Below are 17659 nucleotides of genomic sequence, written 5' to 3'. Positions count from 1 at the left end.
GCTGTTCAGACGATCCTGACCGTCGCGAAATCTGACGTTCGTCGCGCCGAACTACGCGTCGTCGGCCAGGGCCCGCTCGAGGTGGCGGACGCCGTCTCTGTCGACGCGGTCCGGGTTGGCCAGCAGCCGAACGAGCTGTCGACCGAGCGGGACGAACTCGAGTTCGAGCCTGTCCGCGGTTTCCGCGAGCCCGAGTCCCGCGTCCGCCTCGCCCGCCAGCACTCGCCGGGCGGGACTCTCGTGGGCGCGCAGCCCGACGTCGTAGCCGTCGATCGACCGCTCGAGGTCGCGCCGGTCGGTGTCCCGCTCGGCCGCCCGGTCCGCGAGCGTTCGGTCCAGACTCGTGCGCAGTCCGGAGTCGGTCGTCCGGTTGACGAACCGGAGGTCGCGGTCGATCAGGGCGGCCACACCGTCGACGTCGTCCGGATTGCCGGGACGGACGAGCAGTCCCCACTCGCGTTCCCAGCTCCCGAGATCGACCGGCTCGCCCGCGTCCGAGTCGGTTCCCGGGACGGAGACGGCGATCTCCCCGGCGTCGTCGCCGAGCGGGCCGGCGACGACCGCGACGTCCGGGACGCCCTCGCGCAGCCGCCGGAGCGCCGGCCGAGATCCGACCGAGAGGTACCGCGGGTTCTCGAGGCGATCGAGCAGTCGGTTCACGGTCGGATCGTCCTCGCCGACGCCGAGTACCGACGGCGGACGAACGTCGGGCGAGAAGAGCCGGACGTCGACGGGTTCGCCCGCCTCGAGGTAGTCGACGTCCGGCGGCACCTCGACGACGCCGTCGGCCTCCGCGAGGCTCGTCGTCGCGCCGCTGCCCTTGTCGACGGGGTAGACGAGCGGCGCGCGTTCCGTGTCGGCGTCGGGGGTCGCCGCTCCGTCGCCGTCGGCTCTATCACCGCCGCTCGAGGCCGTCGAAGGCGGTCCTGGCTCGACGAGCCCGACGGGCATGAGGCGAAGTCGACCCTCGCCGTAGCGTTCGCGACGCGCCAGCCGCCCGGTGACGGTCGCCGCCTCCGGCTCGGGAACGCCGGCGGCTTCCCTGATCGCCGGCGCGACGAACGTTCGAAAGACCATCATCGCGGAGACGGGGTAGCCGGGGAGGCCGACGTACGCCGAGTCCTCGAGCCGGCCCACGAGCATCGGCTTTCCGGGTTTGACGCGCACGCCGTGGAGCAACAGTTCGCCGCCCTCCTCGATCACGCGGTAGATCACGTCGACCGCGCTCGCGCTGGTCGAACCGGACGAGAGCACGAGGTCGCACTCGCTCGCGGCCTCCCGGAGAATCCGTTCCATCTCCTCGCGGTCGTCGCCAGCGTGCGGGTAGAGGACGGCCTCGCCCCCCGCGTCCTCGACGCCCGCCGCGATCGTGTAGCTGTTGACGTCGTAGATCTCCCCGCGGGCGCTGTCGACGTCCTCGCCGGGGCGGACGAGTTCGTCGCCCGTCGAGACGATGCCGACGCGGGGGCGCTTGCGAACGGGAACCTCGTCGATCCCGAGCGCCGACAGGAGCCCGACGTCCCGCGGCGTGATCGTCGTTCCGGGCCCGAGCGCGCGCTCGCCCGCGGCGACGTCGGCACCGGCGAACATGACGTTGTCGCCGGGCGCGACGCTCGTCCGAACCAGGACGTCGTCGCCGTCGTCGTCGGTTCGTTCGACCGGAGCCATCGCGTCCGCGCCGCGGGGCATCACCGCGCCCGTCGAGATCTCGACGGCCTGACCCCCCTCGAGTTCGACCGCGGGCTCCTCGCCGGCGTGAACCTCGCCGACGACCGCGAGCCGCGCGGGATCGGCTTCGTCCGCGCTGAACGTGTCCCGCGCCCGCAGGGCGTAGCCGTCGAGCGTGGCCCTGTCGAAGCCGGGCACGTCGAGTTCGGCGTCGAGGCGGGCGACGAGCACCCGTCCGCGGGCGTCCTCGAGCGAGACGCGCTCGATCCCGGCCTCGAGCGACAGCGACGCGATGGCCTCGTGTGCCTCCGCCGGGGGAGCGAGGTCGCGAAACTCCTTTCGGTCCATACCGCCACTTCGGGCGGGAGCGTAAAAACGTCGGCCACGTCGGCCCGCGGTTCGGGGACGACTCACGGTTTTCGGATCGTCGAATCGGCGAACGGACCGGGGAAGCTTTGATCCCTCCTCCGGATACTGTCGACGTATGAACACGCGAGTCCGAACCACCCCGCTCGCTTCCGGCCGGAGGCGATCCGCGTGATCGACGAGATCGAGGAGTTGCTCCAGGAGATCGGCTTCGACGCGGAGACGAGCGTGCTGACACACCGGCAGGCCCAGGTGCTCGCGCTACGCGAACGCGACGTCTCACAGGCCGACATCGCGGACGCGCTCGGAACCTCCCGGGCGAACGTCTCCTCCGTCGAGGCCAGCGCCCGCGAGAACCTCGAGAAGGCTCGCGAGACGGTCGCGTTCGCCGAGGCGCTGCGAGCGCCGGTTCGCGTCCGCGTCCCGGAGGGGACCGACCTCTACGACGTCCCCCAGCTCGTCTACGAGGCCTGCGACGAGGCCGGCGTCAAGGTCGACTACACCGCCCCGGACCTGATGAAAGTCGTCAGCGACGCCGCGGGATCGGCCGTCTCCGGACGCGAGGTCGCGATCCCGCTGATCGTCGGCGTGACGTCGGACGGCATGGTTCGCGTTCGCCACCAGGAGTGACGGCGTCGCAGTCGCCGACTTCGAAGCCGTCGAAGACGGCGAGCGTAGCCCGAACTCGCTCGGGACACGAGAGATCGTCCCGATCATCGGTCCCCTCGAAACCGCCCCCCGAAGATTTGGTTCTCGGTGCCGTCGAGCCCATCATGGACCTCGAACTCGACGGCGACGCTGGGCTGGTCACCGCCTCCTCGAGCGGGCTCGGACTCGCGAGCGCCCGCGCGCTGGCGGCGGAGGACGCGAACGTCACGATCTGCGGTCGAACGGAAGATCGCCTCGAGGCGGCCCGAGCGGAGCTCGCCGAAACCGGCGACGGCGAGGTGCTCGCCCTGCAGGCGGACGTCACGGATCCCGACGACGTCTCGCGGCTCGTCACCGAGACCGTCGACGCCTTCGGCGGCCTCGATCACCTGGTCACCTCCGCCGGCGGGCCGCCGAGCGCGACGTTCCTCGAGACCGACGAACAGGACTGGTACCGGGCGTACGACGTGCTCGTGATGGGCGTCGTCTGGGCGATCGAGGAGGCCCACCCGCACCTGCTCGAGTCCGACCGCGGGACGATCACGTGTATCACCTCCCGGACGGTCCGAGAGGTGGCCGACGGGTTGTTGCTGTCGAACGCGGTTCGACGGGCGGTGATCGGTCTCGTCAAGACCGTTTCGCGGGAGTTCGCCCCCGAGATCAGGGCGAACGCGGTGTTGCCGGGAACGATCGAGACGCCGCGCATCGAGGCGCTCGTCGACGAGCGCATCGACGCCGGCGTCTACGACGACTACGACGAGGGGCTGGCGGAGCTCGCGGACGACATCCCGATGGATCGCATCGGCGAGCCGCGCGAACTCGGCGAGGCTGTCGCCTTCCTCTCGAGTCCCCGCTCGAGCTACGTCAACGGCGCTCAGCTGGCGATCGACGGCGGCTTGCTCCGGAGCTAGCGCTGCGCGGTGGCTCCGTCACTCCGCGAGCGCGTCCGGCAGCTCGTTCACCGATTCCAGCACCGTCGTCGCGCCGTCGGCGGCGAACGTCTCCCGGCCCTCCTCGCCCGTGAGTCCGCCGGTCAGGACGCCGACGCCGTGGTACGTTCGGCCCGGGTCGACCTCGCTCGCGTTGACCGCCGTCCGGACGTCGTCGAGGGTGTCGCCCACGAAAACGACCGTCTCGGCGTCGAACCGCTCGGCGAGCGTCGTCAGCGCCTTCGGATGCGGTTTCCCTTCCTCCCAGTCGTCCATCGTGAACCGGTGGTCGAGCGGCAGCTCCGCCTCGAGCGAGACGCGATCGAGAGCGATCCCCGCCTCGGCCTCCGGCCGTCCGGTCAGGATCCCGACGTCGTAGTTCTCGAGGAGGAGGTCGCGCGTTTCGGCCTCGAGCAACACCGGCTCGTCGTGGATGAACCCGCGCGTCTCGAGGTCCGGCTCGCCGCCCTCGATCCCGCGGTAGAGCTCCGCACCGAGATACAGCTGCTGGAAGACGTCCCGGAGACGCTCGCGATCCCACCGCTCGAGCACGCGCTGGGTCGCCCGCGCGCCGAGTCCGTTCCGGACGACGGTCTCGGCCGCCTCGAGTCCCCCGCCTTCGGCGGCGATCGCGTCGGTGAACTCGTCGATCGACTCGCCGTAGCCTTCCGCGGTCGCGAGCACGTACAGCGCGGCCGCGTACGTCAGTTCCCAGTCGTTGTTGAACCCGCCCGCGTTCTTGAACTGCTGGATGTCTTCCCTGCGGATCGTCCGATCGTAGACGCGCTCGATCGACTCGAGGATCGCCCGGCGGTAGGAGCCGGCGACGTCGACGAGCACGCCGTCGACGTCGAGCACGACGGCGTCTGCGTTCATACTCCCCCAAACGGCCCGCAGGTGATAAAAGCGGTCGAATTCGGATCGGAACGGACCGACGGCGTTCAGAACGGACCGAGGCCGACGGCGGCGAACGCGAACGCTCCGAGCGCGAGCGCGTACAGCACGTGAGCCCACAGCCGCGACAGCAGGTTCGCGACGTAGATGAGCGCCACGACCGGAACGCCGAGCAGGACGGACGGGGACCGTCGCCACTCGGACCGCGACCGGTTCCAGAGTTCGCTCGCGTCTCCGGTGCTCGGAAACGCGGCCATCCCGACCGAGAGGCCGAGCCAGCCGAGCGCGACGCCGGCGGCGACCGTCTCGGCGGCGACCGCTCGAGGATCGCCGATCCGCGAGACGAGTACCCCGAGGGCGAGAAACGCCGCGAACGAGACGACGGTGTTGGCGAGAAACGGGGCGACGCCGATCGCGAACGAGGCGCTGTAGCGCGTCGGTCGCTCGTGGACGACGTACCCCGCCGGATCGCCGAGTCGAAAGTAGACGACCTCGGCGACGTGAACGCCCGCGAGGTCGCAGGCCGTTTTGTGGGCCAGTTCGTGAACGACGACGCCCGGGAGGGCAAAGAGCCGGCCACAGAGCCAGAACACGTACCCGATGCCGACGAAGACCGTCGCGAGCGCGACGGCGGCGACTACCGCGACGAGGACGAACGACGCGTGCTCCGAGACCATCGCTATCCGAACTGTTCCGGATCCCGATAAACGGTTCGCGTCTCGCTCGCGCGTTCGCCCCTCGACTCACGCGCTCTCCTGTCCGTCTCACCCTGACTCACGCGCTCTCCTGTCCACTTCACTCCCGACCGGACGGATCCGTCCGTGCCACGTACACCGTCCCATCCCGAACCGTTCGTCGCTCGACCGGCACCGCGGGTTGATCGCCACCCAGCGTCGTAAACAGGAACTCGGCGTCGGCGGCTCGAGCCGCCTCGAGCGCCGGCCGGTGGAGCTCCGGCGGCAAGTTGCGCGCGTAGACGGCGTCGGCGTCGGCGTACACCGACGGGTCGGGATCGACGACGTCGTCGCGGACGAACCGGACGCCGTCGGGGACGTCGCGTCGGTGGACGTCGGTCGCGGTGACGTCGACGCCGCTCGCGACGAGCGCCGCCGCCAGGTCGGTTCGCCGACCGACGCCGACCTCGACGACGCGGTCGTACTCGAGGAGGAACTCGAGCATTGGCGGTGCGTTCCGGCGAGAGTGGGACACGGCGGGACGTTTATAGCGTCCGCGACCATAGCCCTTGCTATGCTCGTCGACATCGTGCCGGTCGGCAACGTCCCCGCGGAGGTCAAGCGGGCGGCCTCCTCGGCGTTGCGGTCGGTCTACGACTGCGAGGTTTCGATCAACGACTCGCAGTCGGTTCCAAACGGCGCGTACGATTCCGGTCGAAATCAGTACTCGGCGGAGACGTTCATCCAGCTCGCAGAGCGCGTCGGTCGCGGCGACAAGAACATCGCCATCACCCCACACGACCTCTTCTATCGGCGTCGAAACTACGTCTTCGGTCTGGCTTACCTCGACGGCAGCGGAAGCGTGGTCTCGACCTACCGGCTGCAGACCTCGAGCGACGGCGGCTTCTCGAACAAGAGCGCGAGCGAAATCTTCGAAAACCGCGTCCGCAAGGAGATCGTCCACGAGATCGGCCACACCTACGGCCTCGAACACTGCGACAACAACCGCTGCGTGATGAACTTCTCGCCGACGGTGAGGGAGGTCGACATCAAAGAGGAGTTTCTCTGCGGAAGCTGTCAGCGACTGATTAGCTGATCCGACTCACGCTCGGGGCGTAACGATTAGGTACCGGTACTTTCAGTCTCGTCTTCGTGGTTCCGGATCGATGTCACACGCACCCTTCGAAACTCACACGGACGCGTACGACGAGTGGTACGACGCTCACGCGGGCGCCTATCGGCTCGAGCGTGCGGCGCTCGAGCGAGCGCTTCCGGACGACTTCGACGCCGAACGCGCCCTCGAGGTCGGCGTCGGAACCGGACGCTTCGCCGGCACGCTCGGAATCGGAGTCGGGATCGATCCCGCTCGAGCGCCGCTCGAACGCGCTCGAGAGCGCGGCGTCGATCCGATCCGCGGCGTCGCCGAACTCCTTCCGGTCGGAACTGGAACGCTCGATCTCGTCGCGTTCGTCACCGTCCTCTCGTTCGTCGACGATCTCGAGCGGACGCTGGCGGAAGCCCGGCGCGTCCTCGCCGCCGACGGGACGCTCGTCCTCGCGGTCCTCGACCGCTCGAGTCCGATCGGGCAGGTGTACCAGAAGCACAAAGACGAGAGCCCGTTCTACGCCCGCGCCGAGTTTCTGACCGCCGACGAGGCGTCCGCCGCGCTCGCGAACGCGGGGTTCGAGATCGAACGCCGCGTCCAGACGATCGTCGACGATCCGGGAGCCATCGGGGACGATCCGGACGTCTCGTCGGGCGTTCGGCCCGGTCACGGCGACGGACTGTTCGCCGTCGTCCGGGCGACGCCAGGAGACCGGTAACGGGAACGACTTACCTCGCTCGCGCCCGTAGGTCCGAGGCGAGCACCACCGTGACCGACGACCCGGACGAACGCGACGAGTGCGACCGCGAGACCAGCGACGGCGAGATCGAAATCGAGATCACGCGCGGGAGTTCCGCGGACCGATCGATCGACGGCGCGGACCGCCGCGGTCGTCGGAACGACCGCGACGTCTCCTCGCCGGAACGCGAGCTGGCGGACGAACTCGGGCGAATCGACGTGATGACGACCCCGGAGGGCTACGTCGAGGGGCGAGTGACCGACGTGACCGCCGTCGACGCGACGACGGTTCGGCTCTCGGTTTCCCTCCCTCACGGCGAAACCGCCTCGTTCGCGCTCGAGAAGCCGATACCCTGGTCGCGCGAGTTCCTGCTCGCGCGGCTGGTCGAGGACGTCGGCTACGACGCGGCGTCGATCGATCACGTCGTGGGCGAACCCGTCTACCTGGCTCGAGCGGATCTCGAGCCCGACGCCGACGAAGAGTGGTGGGAGTCGTCGGTCCGGGCCGCGAGCGACGCCCTGCTCTCGTCGCTGTCGGGCGGTCGGTACCGCCTCGAGCGAACCGACGATCCCGAGTGGCGACTGGTCGATCCGCTCGAGCGCCGATCGCTCGAGAACGACCGTTCGAGCGGGATCGACGCGACGACGGCGGCCGCGTGGCTCTCGATTCTCGTCGCACCGCTGCTGTCGGCCGTCGGCGTCGCGCTGGCGACGACGGGCGAACTGGCCGTCTCGAGCGCGCTCGTCGGCTACGCGCTCGGCGGATTCGTCCTCGCGCTGATCGGACTCGCTCTCCTATCGGGCGACGATCAGGGCGCGTAGTAGTACTCGCCGTCGCTTTTTTGCTGGCGATCGAGCTGTGAGTCGGGCTTGTTGATCCGCGGGCGCGAGGTTCGCTCGTCGCGGCGGAACGTGACCTCGAGGTTGGCGAGGAACTCGTTCATGCCGTCTCGCATCGACTGTGGCGTGCCTGCGCGTCCGTGGACGGCCGGCTCGCCGTCGAAGACCATCAGCCGGTCGGCGAGCAGGTCGATCATGTAGATGTCGTGGTCGATGACCAACACGGTGGCGTCCTGCTGTTCGGCGTACCGGCGGATGGCGCTCGTCGCCTGCACGCGCTGTTCGACGTCGAGGTGGGCCGAGGGCTCGTCGAGCAGGTAGAGGTCCGCGGAGTCGGAGAGACAGGCCGCGATCGCCACTCGCTGGCGTTCGCCGCCCGAGAGATCCGAGAGGTTCTGTTCCATGATCCGCTCGAGTTGCAGCGGCCCCGCGATCTCGGTGTTCCAGTACGAGGAGCCGAACTGGTCCGTGATCGACGAGAGGAAGGCGTCGACGCGCATGTGCTGGTCGATCGTCACGTACTGGGGTTTGTACGAGATCTCGAGATTCAGATCGAGATCCGCGGACTCGGCCGATCCGGCGACGCTGTCGGGCTCGAGGTTTCCGGTCAGGAGCTTCGCGAACGTCGACTTTCCGATCCCGTTCGGGCCGACGATCCCGAGCACCTCGTTCCATCGAATCGCGCCGCCGTCGACCTCGAGGGCGAACTCGCCGTCGCCGTAGCTCTTCGTGAGGTCGGGGTACTCGACGAGCGTGTCGCCGTGGGTCTCGGTTCGCGGGGCGTGTTCCTCGAACTCGATCGGATCCGGTCGGATCCGCATGTTCTCGTTGTCGAGGTAGCCCGCGAGGTACTCGTTGATACCGTTGCGGACGGACTTGGGCGGGGTAATGACGCCGTAGGCGCCGGGCTCACCGTAGGCGACGTGGAGCGTGTCCGCGAGCAGGTCGAGGATCGCCAGGTCGTGTTCGACGACCAGCATCGAGCGGTTTTCTTCCTCCGCGAGCTCCCGGATCAGTCGCGCGGCCGTCACGCGCTGGCCGATGTCGAGATACGGGGTGATCTCGTCCAGGAAGTAAAAGTCCGTATCGCGGGCGAGCGTCGCCGCGAGCGCGACCCGCTGGAGTTCGCCGCCCGAGAGGTCGTCGATCGACTGCTCCATGACGGGGTCGATCGAGAGCCGGGAAACGAGCGAGTCGAGTTCGCCGCGCTCGTCGGTTCGCTCGAGCAGTTCGCGGGTGTTGCCGTCGAAGCTCTCGGGTATCTGGTCGACGTACTGCGGTTTTCTGGCGACGGTGACCGCCCCGTCGCGAACGTCAGCGATGTAGTCCTGGAGCTCCGTGCCGCGGTAGGCTTCGAGCACCTCGTCCCAGCCCGGCGACTCCTCGTGGCGACCGAGATTCGGCTCGAGTTCGCCCGCGAGGATTCGGACGGCGGTCGTCTTCCCGATTCCGTTCGGTCCCAGGATACCCGTCACCTGTCCCTCCTGGGGGGCGGGGAGACCGTACAGCGAGAAGGCGTTCTCGCCGTACCGGTGGGCGGGATCGTCCTGGAGTTCGCTCGGCAGGTTGATGATCTCGATCGCGTCGAACGGACACTTCTCGACGCAGATGCCACAGGTTTCGCCGAGACAGATCTCCTCGGAGATGTGGATCTGTTCGGGCTGGCCCTCGGCGGCGTCGTCGCCGCGAAGGGTGATGCACTCCTTTCCCGTCCGGTTCGGCGGACAGTAGTTCTTGCACTCGTAGTTACACCGGTCGGGCTGACACCGATCGAGGTCTACGACGGCGATGCTGTCGTCGGCCATGTTATGCCGTGTACTCCGCAGTGAGTAGGATTCCCCACACCACGAACCAGAACGAGAACGTCATGAACGTGATGAACAGGTAGTGTTTGATCCCGAACTCGTCCTCGCCGTAGATGCTCGTGAAATCGAAGAGGACGAACTGCACGAGGATCGCGCCGAAGACGAGCAACAGCGGCGTCGTCTGGGTCGCCGCCTCGGCCGGCTCGAGGTGGCCGGTGACCGACGCGGAAGCCAGCGCCGCCCCGACGCCGAGCAACGCCGACAGCGCGGTTACGCTGATCGAGCGGATGTGCTCGCGCCGATCGCTAATCGATTCGGTCGACATACTGTGACCTCGGGTGGCGGTGTTGAAAAGCCGTTCGGGTTGGCTCCGTGGCGTTCCGACGTCCTGTCCGCCGCCCCGTACCCGACCGTCGAGGAGACAGGAGACTGTCATCCCCGATCTGCCTTTTATTCCCGTCTATATCCTTCGAAAACACTGTTCGACCAGATTACTTATTTCACTCGAGAACTTATTCGTACTCGATCCGATGGGAAATCGTCGACGGAGCGGGGGGAAGCCGATCACGCGCCGGAGCGTCGTCGCCGGCGGTTTCGTCGTCGTCGGCACCGGACTCATGCTCACCGAATCCGGTGCGTTCTCCCGGACGGCGGCGACTCGAGGCGCGTCGGTCGGCGTCGGGTCGGACGGGGGCGCGTTGCTCGGTCTCGACGTCGCCCCGCTGGTCGGCGTCGGCTTGCCGGACGAACCGCTCGTCGACGTCACCAACAACGCCGAGCGGGCTCTCGACGTCACGATCGAGCTGGTCGATGCGCTCGGATCGGAGTCCGTCTCGCCGGCGGAGACGTCGCTTCAGCCTGGCGGGTCGACGACCGTCACGGCGACGATCGATCCCGCACGGGACGGGGGACCGGACGCGCTGGCGTTCGACGTGACCGCGACCGACGGCGAGTCGCTGTCGGTCGATCTGCGGCGTCGAACCGCGATCCCGACGCTCAACCGCAGCATCGTCGATCGGACGCGGAACACGAACGTCGAGTTCGACGTCCAGTACCAGGTTCGTGACGTTCCCGACTTCGACCGGCTGGAGCTATTCGTCGAAAACGTAAGCGAAGACGACCACAATCTGAGCGAGTCGTTCACCGTCACGGATCCCGAGGGCGTGATCTCGTATCCCTCGAGCGGACACGACGGCGGCGCCGAGGGAGACACCTACGAGTTCACGTTCGAGGTGTTCGACGAAGAGCAGGGTTCGGTTATCTTCGAGCAAACCACCAGAGTCGCCGACGGCGAAAGCGACGATGACGACGACGACTTCGGCGACGACGACGATCCGGTGCTCGAGACGTTCACGGTAACCGACAACTCGAGTCTGGAGCAGGATTACGCCCAGTTCGATGTCGAGTACGAACTCTCGAACACCGAAAACTTCGGATGGGTCGAGGTGACGTTCGACAATCAGAATCACTCCTGGTCCGATCAGACGGTCACAAGCGAAGACGAGCCGACCGGATCCGTGTCTTATCCAGAAAGTGGCGGTGGCGGAGGTGGCGGCCAGGGTGGAGGTGGCGGCCAGGGCGGCGGTGGCGGTCAAGGTGGAACGAGCGGCGATCCGTACGAGATCACCGTCGAGGTGTTGACCGAGAGTGGCATTCCGGTCGATTCGGGCACCGTGACGACCGTCGCCGACGGCGAGGATCCGCCGCCGTACGTCCGCGAGGAGTGACGGCGTTTCTCTCGATGTGGACGTCCCGCGCGGTCTCCGTGATCACGGCGGCCGTTCGATCTCGCCAAGCCGCATCCGTCGGCTCGAGAAGGCGTGCGCGACCGCCGAAACGGCGAACAGCCCGAGGACGATCGCCGCCCATCCAAGAGGAGGAACCGTCTCGGTCGGCACGATCTCGAGCGCGACGCCGCCCAACACGACGAACCCGAGGACGGAGAGGCCGAGGTAGTACACCCCCCACGGGACCGAGTCGCCGGGAACGACGTCGAGGTACACCTCGAGGTCGGCGGCGTCGTCGGTCAGCTCGATCGTCCGGTCGTCGAACTCGACCATGCCGGCGCGCTCGAGCGTCGGCAGGTGCGTCTGCTGTAACGAGGTGTACGCGCGTTTTCGCTCCGCCGAGGTGATCTCCGACACCTCCTTGTCGAGTTCCCAGGCCGCGACCTGCTCGGCCAGCTCGCCGAGGGTGACCGGTCCGTCCTCGCGCTTGCAGTAGTGGACGGCGTACCGACGTCGGTGGTTACTCAGGAGGTCGAAAATCTCGCCGCGCTTCGGACGCGCCTCGTCGCTCGAGTCAGTGTCGCCCTCGAGCGTCGCCATCGATCCCCCTCACGAGCGACAGTGACGCCCGGTCGACACATAAGTTTGCTGACTTCGCGGGAGGGGCGTCGGCGACGCTCCCGAACCGGTTCGGCTCGTCGCGGGTATTCTCCGTTCAAGACCGGCTTGAACGTCTTCTCGCCGACCGTTCGGACCTTCTGGCTGCCTAATACAAAGATGCTGGACTGTCTGGTGTTCGAGTGAGAACCGAGCCGGATCGGGTCGCCGATCGACGGTTCGGATCGTGAGACTGAACCCATGAGAATGAACAGACGCAACGTGTTACTCGGACTCGGAACGATCGTCGCCGGCGGTGGCGCAGCAATCGGAACTGGCGCGTTCAGCCAGGTGGAAGCCACGAGAACGGCAGACATCTCGGTCGCCGACGACTCGTCGGCGCTGCTGACGCTCCGCGGCGACACCGATTCGCAGCTGATCGACGAAGACGGCGGAACGCTGGGAATCGACCAGAACAACATCAACCTCAACGGGACGACCAGGGTCGACGAAGCGATCGAGATCGAGAACAACGGCGGTCAGCAGATCGAACTCGGCGTCACGCTCGCGTCCGGCGGGGACGTCGACGACGCCACCGCACGATCGATCTTCAGCCTCGAGTTCAACGAGAGTGCGAGCACCGACACGCCGACGGGCGTCAGCGATGAAGACGACCTGATCGGAGACACCGAATCCGGCAACGAATGGGAACTCGGAGACGGAGACGAGGTTACGGTCGACCTCGTGATCGACACCACGCAGGCGACGTTGAACGACGGAGATGACGTACTCGACGAGATGACCTTCACGGCGACCGACGCGTCGTAATCGGGTACGACGCGTTCGGGTAGCGCTTCGCTCGTCGAGCCGCCGAACCGGTGTGACACCCCCGTTCGTATCACGCCTCCGTTAGCTCCGTCTGAAATTTGAACCGGAAAACGGAGGAACCGAACGCCTCACATGAACACACGCCTGCTCGTCGGAATCGCGGCGCTCGCCCTGGTGCTCGCAGTGCCGACCGCGGCGGTTTCGGTCCAGAGCGATACGGCTGGTCCGATCGCGCTAGAGTCGACGTCGCCGTACGCGTCCGTCGACGGCGGGGAGCTGTCGCTGGACTTCGATCGGCTCAACGACCGGGCCGTCACCGAGACCGACGAGGTGTTCGCGATAACGGCGACGGACGAGACGATCGAGTCGGTCTGGATCGAAACCGACGTCGACGGACTCGCGTTCTACGGGGACGGTGATCCGAACGCGAAAGTGAACGGCTCGAATCCGCTCGCGCTCGACGCGGGCGACGTCGCGGCGGTCGGCGTCTCGATCGACACTCGAGACGCAACCGACGGCTCCGAGACGTTCACCGTTCACGTGACGTACGAAGACGACGAGCAGGACGATGACGACCACGATAGCAGTCCGTCGGACGACGAGACGAACGAATCCGTCCGAAAGGGCGACGGGGACGTTCCGGAAGGATCGATCGAGCAACGGAGTCTCGAGCTATCCTCGTCGACGATCCAGCTAGACGAGCCGGTCGCGGTGACCGCCACCTACGAGAACGCCGGTAACGCGACCGAGTCACACGTGGTCGGACTGGCGATCGACGACGTCGTCGTCGACAGCAGATCCGTCACGCTCGCACCGAACGAAAGCGAGACGGTCGCGTTCGAGTGGTACGCGGACGAACCCGGTTCCTACGGGGTGAGCGTCGACGGCGCTTCCGCCGGCACCGTCACCGTCGAGGAGCCGCCCTCACACGTGGTGGTAAACCGGGAACTCGCGGCGTCGACGACCGCGGCGCTCGCTCCGCCCGCGGCCGTCGGGCTGCTGTTCGTCTTCTCGGTCGCCAGGCGGCGGATCTGATGGATCGGTCGGTAGCACGTCGCGTTCGACGAGTCGGTTTCTCGAATCTTTATACCGTTTCGCTCCCCACACTTCGCGGACGCGAATCGCTCCCGACAATGACGCACGCCGGATTCCACCGATGACTGCGCGAACGCACCTTCAGCGGGCGATCGGTCTTCTCGCGGCCGTGGTCGTGATCTCGCTGCTGGTCGGAAGCCTGCTCGGGCAACCGATTCTGCTGGGGTACGTCGCGACCGGGAGCATGGAGCCGACGATGGCGGCAGGCGACGGGTTCATCGCGGTTCCGAGCGCCGTCTCGGGCGACGTCGAGGTCGGCGACGTCGTCGTCTACGACGCTCGAGAACTCCACGACGGCGGACTGACGACCCACCGCGTCGTCGACGAGACCGAAGAGGGCTACGTGACGGCCGGAGACGCAAACCCCTTCACGGATCAGGACGGCGACGAGCCGCCCGTCTCCGACGCACAGATCGTGGCGACGGCGCTCCAGGTGAACGGCGAGGTCGTCACGATTCCACACCTCGGAACCGTCGTAATGACAGCCCAGGACGTCGTCGGAACGGTGTACGAAGACGTTTCCAGCATTCTCGGGCTGACCACGACCGTCGATTCGGACGGGATCGGCGCGATGTTCGTCGCGGTCGGAATTGCGATGTTCGGGTTCGGGATACTGCTCGATCGATTCGGTCCCGCTGGCCGGCAAACGACCCGATCGCGCCGACGCGAAAACGTCGTGGGGTTCTGGGTCGCGCTCGGGCTCGTGTTACTCGTCCTCGTGACGTTCGCGACCGCCGCGATGGTGATTCCGTCGGGAACGACGGAGTACGGTATCGTGAGCACCGATTCGCCGACGGACGATCCGCAGGTGCTCGCGCCGGGCGAATCGGCGGAACTCACGCGAACGATCGACAACGCCGGCTACGTTCCCGTCGTCGTCGTTTACGAGACCGGAAGCGAAACCGCAGCCGTCGACCCGTCGTGGCAGACGGTCGGCGTCAGATCCACCGCCGAGGCGACGGTGTCGCTCACGGCACCCCACGAAACCGGCCAGTACACGCGTCACGTCGAGGAACACCGCTACCTCGCCGTCTTACCGCCGTCCCTGCTCGTCTCGCTTCACGCGATCCACCCGCTCGCCGCGATCGCCGCGGTAAACGCCGTCGTCGTCGGTGGCGTCGTCGTCCTGGTGATCGCGCTTTTCGGAACGGCCGACTTCAGACTGCGGTCCGCCGGCGACCACGTTTCGCTCTCGAAGAGACTCGAGCGCAAACTCAGAAAGTGGCTGTGAGCACGTTCGACCGCTGTCTCATCCCACTCTCGCGACGGTCGCCGAACCAGTATTGTTATATTCGTCGCATCCCTGGCTCGATATATGCGTTGTCTTGCCGACGTTTTCGGCGGCATACTGAATCGGTGACGGGTACACAACGTCGGCAGGGCGGTGGGGGATGAACGAGTGATCGACAATCCGCGTCTCGATCTGTTGCTCGCCCGACACGGACGAACAGTCGTCGTCGCACTCGTCGTGATCGGAATCCTCGCGCTGGCAGCGACCGGCTGGGTCGTCGCGAATCCGGAGACCGAAACCTCGCCGCAGTACGCCCAGGAATCCGTCACGTCGGAGGTACACACGAGCGCGACGGTCGTCGAAGACACCGGCCTCTGGAGCGCCGGGGACGAACTCTCGGACAGTCCGGTCTACCTGCTGAACGCCACGCCGGAGCTCGTGGTCGCTCCCGAAACCAGGGTGGCAAACGAAACCGCCGGCGCGCCGGTCGACGACGTCACCGTCACCCACCGGCTCACGCTCCGATTCGTGGCGGACCGCGACGGCGAGACGTTCTGGAGCGAAACCCACGAGGAGCTGGACGCGACCGCGTCCGTCGAGGACGGCGCCGCGACGTCGTCGACGACGATCGACGTTCGGTCGTACCACGACAGATTGCACCGCCTCGAGGAGGCGATCGCCGGCGTCGGGTCGATCACGCTCGAACTTCACCTCGACGTCGAGTACGACACCGGAACGCACCAGGGAACGCAGAACGTCTCGACGCCCCTTCAGTTGAGCGACGACGCCTACTGGCTAGTCGCGGACGAGCCACTCTCCGACTCGACCCCGCACACGCACAGGATCGGGACGGAGCGGACGACCCACCAGCAGAGTCCGCTGGTGATCGGCCTGCTCTCGCTGATCGGAACGCTCGCGCTGGCGGGCGCCGCGTTCGTCGCCCACCGATCGCCCGCCGACGTCGAGTCCGCCCGTCGCGCCGTCCACGAACGTCGCTACGCGGAGTGGATCTCGCGCGGTTCGATTCCGATGTGGATCGGGAATCACCACATCGCCCTCGATACGCTCGAGGACGTCGTCGACGTGGCGATCGATACCAACGAGCGGGTGGTTCACGACCGCCAGCGGGGACTGTTCGCCGTCGTCAACGGCGACGTCGTCTACTACTACAGCGAGCGCGGCCTCTGGGAGCAGACGACCTGGCCGGAGATGGACCTCTCCGACGGGCAGTCGGTCGTCGACGCCGAACAGGTTCTTCCACCGGGCGAACTCTCGGAGTTCGAAGGAAGCGACGAGTTCGGCGACCCCGAGGACGCCGGCGGGTTCGACGACGACGAAGACGTCTGGGAGCGCCTGTAGTGATCGCTCTCCTTCGGCCGACTGACTGTCACGTTCGAATTCTGACCGGCCAGTCAAATGGAGTGATCCCGACCATTGAGGCCTGTGACCATATTTTGCAATATTATAAAAGTAGTATTTAAGTAGATTCGTCTCGAGTAAGGCTCAACTTTTATGCTGCTGGGGGATTTCGATTCGTAACATGGGAGAGACCGACGGGGAGGAAATCGAAGACCTGCCACCGAGCGCGAAACTCGTCTTCAAAGTCCTCGAGTACGACGGACCGCTGACCCAGAAACAGATCGTCGAGGAATCGATGCTCTCGGCCAGAACGGTTCGGTACGCACTCGAGCGTCTCGAGGAGATCGGGATCGTCGACGAGGACATCTACTTTGCGGACGCCAGACAGAGTCTCTACCGGCTCTGTGAGCCGGTCGCGGCCGACGGCAACGGCGTCGAGAAGCCCGCGAAAAAGGACGCCTGCTGCGCCGAATAGTTCGCTCGAGGCCCCGCCGCCGATCGGCGTCGCGTTTTCTCGATCGTCACGATGACCGGTACCGGACGGTGCGAATCCAGTACGGATCGTGTGGCCGCCACTGTCGCCCCTTCTCCGGTCGAGAACGGCACCATTATCTCGACGCGGTGACCGTGCACACGCATGGACAAGGAACGATTACCGCGCTGGGGGTGGTTGCTGGTGGGGCTGTTCGCGATGACCATCGTCGCCAACCTGGTGAACGTGTTCGTCCTCGGACCCGCGGGGCTCGCGGAGGAGTATCACGTCGTCACGATTATCACCGCGATGTCGCTCGTGTTGATCTACGTCGGCGTCTGGTACGACGAGCATCGACAGCAGTACTGGGAGCACAGACGGGAACGGATCTTCGGCGACGTCGTCTTCATCGTCGTGGGTGCCGTGGTCGGCTCGTCGCTCGCGCTCGTCGCGATACTCGATTTCGGACTCAGCCGGCTCGTACAGGACGTCGTCGCGATGGTCGCCGGTTTCCTGCTCTCGTGGGGGCTGTTCTGGTGGCGGAATCCGGAACTGTACCGAAACGAGGACGGGCTGTGACCGAATCCTCGCGCCCGCACGACGGGTAGCCGTCCTCTCCGTCGCCGAGCTACGGCTCACAACCGGCGTCTCACAGTCGGCGCTCGAGACGACCCGGCCCCGGG

Annotated in this window: 19 protein-coding genes; 12 read left to right on the top strand and 7 right to left on the bottom strand. The window is 66.7% G+C overall.

Annotated features, from left to right (window positions below; all coding sequences use genetic code 11):
- Positions 1-51 precede the first annotated feature (51 nt).
- Positions 52-2016, bottom strand: a complete 1965-nt coding sequence (locus tag EA472_RS18725; protein WP_124193029.1) for a molybdopterin biosynthesis protein — start codon at positions 2014-2016, stop codon at positions 52-54.
- 189 nt (positions 2017-2205) lie between these two features.
- Here EA472_RS18725 and EA472_RS18720 point away from each other — a divergent pair, with 189 nt between their 5' ends.
- Together EA472_RS18720 and EA472_RS18715 are read left to right on the top strand one after the other, a co-directional pair.
- Positions 2206-2664, top strand: coding sequence for a Tfx family DNA-binding protein (locus tag EA472_RS18720; RefSeq protein WP_124193028.1), 459 nt, complete (start codon positions 2206-2208; stop codon positions 2662-2664).
- Positions 2665-2807: 143 nt separating this feature from the next.
- A complete protein-coding gene (locus tag EA472_RS18715) occupies positions 2808-3593 on the top strand; it encodes an SDR family oxidoreductase (RefSeq protein ID WP_124193027.1) in 786 nt (261 codons plus the stop codon).
- 18 nt (positions 3594-3611) lie between these two features.
- Here EA472_RS18715 and EA472_RS18710 read toward each other — a convergent pair whose 3' ends face one another.
- From EA472_RS18710 to EA472_RS18700, 3 genes are all read right to left on the bottom strand, one after another.
- Positions 3612-4487, bottom strand: coding sequence for a TIGR01548 family HAD-type hydrolase (locus EA472_RS18710; RefSeq protein ID WP_124193026.1), 876 nt, complete (start codon positions 4485-4487; stop codon positions 3612-3614).
- A gap of 65 nt (positions 4488-4552) precedes the next feature.
- Complete coding sequence (locus EA472_RS18705) at positions 4553-5182, bottom strand: metalloprotease family protein (RefSeq protein WP_124193025.1); 630 nt, start codon at positions 5180-5182, stop codon at positions 4553-4555.
- Positions 5183-5300: 118 nt separating this feature from the next.
- Complete coding sequence (locus tag EA472_RS18700; protein ID WP_207891187.1) at positions 5301-5714, bottom strand: UPF0146 family protein; 414 nt, start codon at positions 5712-5714, stop codon at positions 5301-5303.
- Between the two features lie 39 nt (positions 5715-5753).
- On the opposite strand from EA472_RS18700, the gene EA472_RS18695 reads away from it, so the two are divergent.
- The 3 genes from EA472_RS18695 (at position 5754) to EA472_RS18685 (ending at position 7844) form a co-directional block, all read left to right on the top strand.
- Positions 5754-6275 carry an archaemetzincin family Zn-dependent metalloprotease gene (locus EA472_RS18695; RefSeq protein WP_124193024.1) on the top strand — a complete coding sequence of 174 codons (522 nt, stop codon included), beginning with the start codon at positions 5754-5756 and terminating at the stop codon, positions 6273-6275.
- Between the two features lie 70 nt (positions 6276-6345).
- Positions 6346-7002 carry a class I SAM-dependent methyltransferase gene (locus EA472_RS18690; protein WP_124193023.1) on the top strand — a complete coding sequence of 219 codons (657 nt, stop codon included), beginning with the start codon at positions 6346-6348 and terminating at the stop codon, positions 7000-7002.
- 50 nt (positions 7003-7052) lie between these two features.
- Entirely contained in the window at positions 7053-7844 is a 792-nt protein-coding gene (locus EA472_RS18685; protein ID WP_124193022.1) for a hypothetical protein, read from the top strand.
- Here the strand turns inward: EA472_RS18685 and EA472_RS18680 are convergent.
- Complete coding sequence (locus EA472_RS18680) at positions 7832-9667, bottom strand: ribosome biogenesis/translation initiation ATPase RLI (RefSeq protein ID WP_124193021.1); 1836 nt, start codon at positions 9665-9667, stop codon at positions 7832-7834. The two genes, EA472_RS18685 and EA472_RS18680, sit on opposite strands and share 13 nt — an antisense overlap.
- Position 9668: 1 nt before the next feature.
- Entirely contained in the window at positions 9669-9992 is a 324-nt protein-coding gene (locus tag EA472_RS18675) for an EMC6-like membrane protein (protein ID WP_124193020.1), read from the bottom strand.
- 205 nt (positions 9993-10197) lie between these two features.
- Between EA472_RS18675 and EA472_RS18670 the strand changes: the two genes are divergently transcribed.
- The gene (locus EA472_RS18670) at positions 10198-11394 is read left to right on the top strand and encodes a hypothetical protein (RefSeq protein WP_124193019.1); all 1197 of its coding nucleotides are present in this window, start codon (positions 10198-10200) and stop codon (positions 11392-11394) included.
- 42 nt (positions 11395-11436) lie between these two features.
- Here EA472_RS18670 and EA472_RS18665 read toward each other — a convergent pair whose 3' ends face one another.
- Positions 11437-11994 (bottom strand): DUF7344 domain-containing protein, encoded by a 558-nt coding sequence (locus EA472_RS18665; protein ID WP_124193018.1) that lies wholly within the window; start codon positions 11992-11994, stop codon positions 11437-11439.
- Between the two features lie 258 nt (positions 11995-12252).
- On the opposite strand from EA472_RS18665, the gene EA472_RS18660 reads away from it, so the two are divergent.
- From EA472_RS18660 to EA472_RS18635, 6 genes are all read left to right on the top strand, one after another.
- Positions 12253-12819 (top strand): hypothetical protein, encoded by a 567-nt coding sequence (locus EA472_RS18660; RefSeq protein WP_124193017.1) that lies wholly within the window; start codon positions 12253-12255, stop codon positions 12817-12819.
- Between the two features lie 132 nt (positions 12820-12951).
- The gene (locus tag EA472_RS18655; RefSeq protein ID WP_124193016.1) at positions 12952-13854 is read left to right on the top strand and encodes a CARDB domain-containing protein; all 903 of its coding nucleotides are present in this window, start codon (positions 12952-12954) and stop codon (positions 13852-13854) included.
- Between the two features lie 121 nt (positions 13855-13975).
- Entirely contained in the window at positions 13976-15145 is a 1170-nt protein-coding gene (locus EA472_RS18650; RefSeq protein ID WP_124193015.1) for a signal peptidase I, read from the top strand.
- Positions 15146-15313: 168 nt separating this feature from the next.
- Positions 15314-16504, top strand: coding sequence for a DUF5305 domain-containing protein (locus tag EA472_RS18645; RefSeq protein WP_124193052.1), 1191 nt, complete (start codon positions 15314-15316; stop codon positions 16502-16504).
- Positions 16505-16685: 181 nt separating this feature from the next.
- Positions 16686-16979: a MarR family transcriptional regulator gene (locus EA472_RS18640; RefSeq protein ID WP_124193014.1), complete on the top strand. Its 294-nt coding sequence runs from the start codon at positions 16686-16688 to the stop codon at positions 16977-16979.
- A 162-nt stretch (positions 16980-17141) separates the two neighbouring features.
- Entirely contained in the window at positions 17142-17555 is a 414-nt protein-coding gene (locus tag EA472_RS18635; protein WP_124193013.1) for a hypothetical protein, read from the top strand.
- The last annotated feature ends 104 nt before the right edge of the window (positions 17556-17659 follow it).

Source organism: Natrarchaeobius oligotrophus (assembly GCF_003841465.1).
Taxonomy (GTDB): Archaea; Halobacteriota; Halobacteria; order Halobacteriales; family Natrialbaceae; genus Natrarchaeobius; species Natrarchaeobius oligotrophus.
The sequence above is the reverse complement of the archived record's forward strand: the minus strand, read 5'-3'. Positions and strand labels throughout refer to the sequence as shown.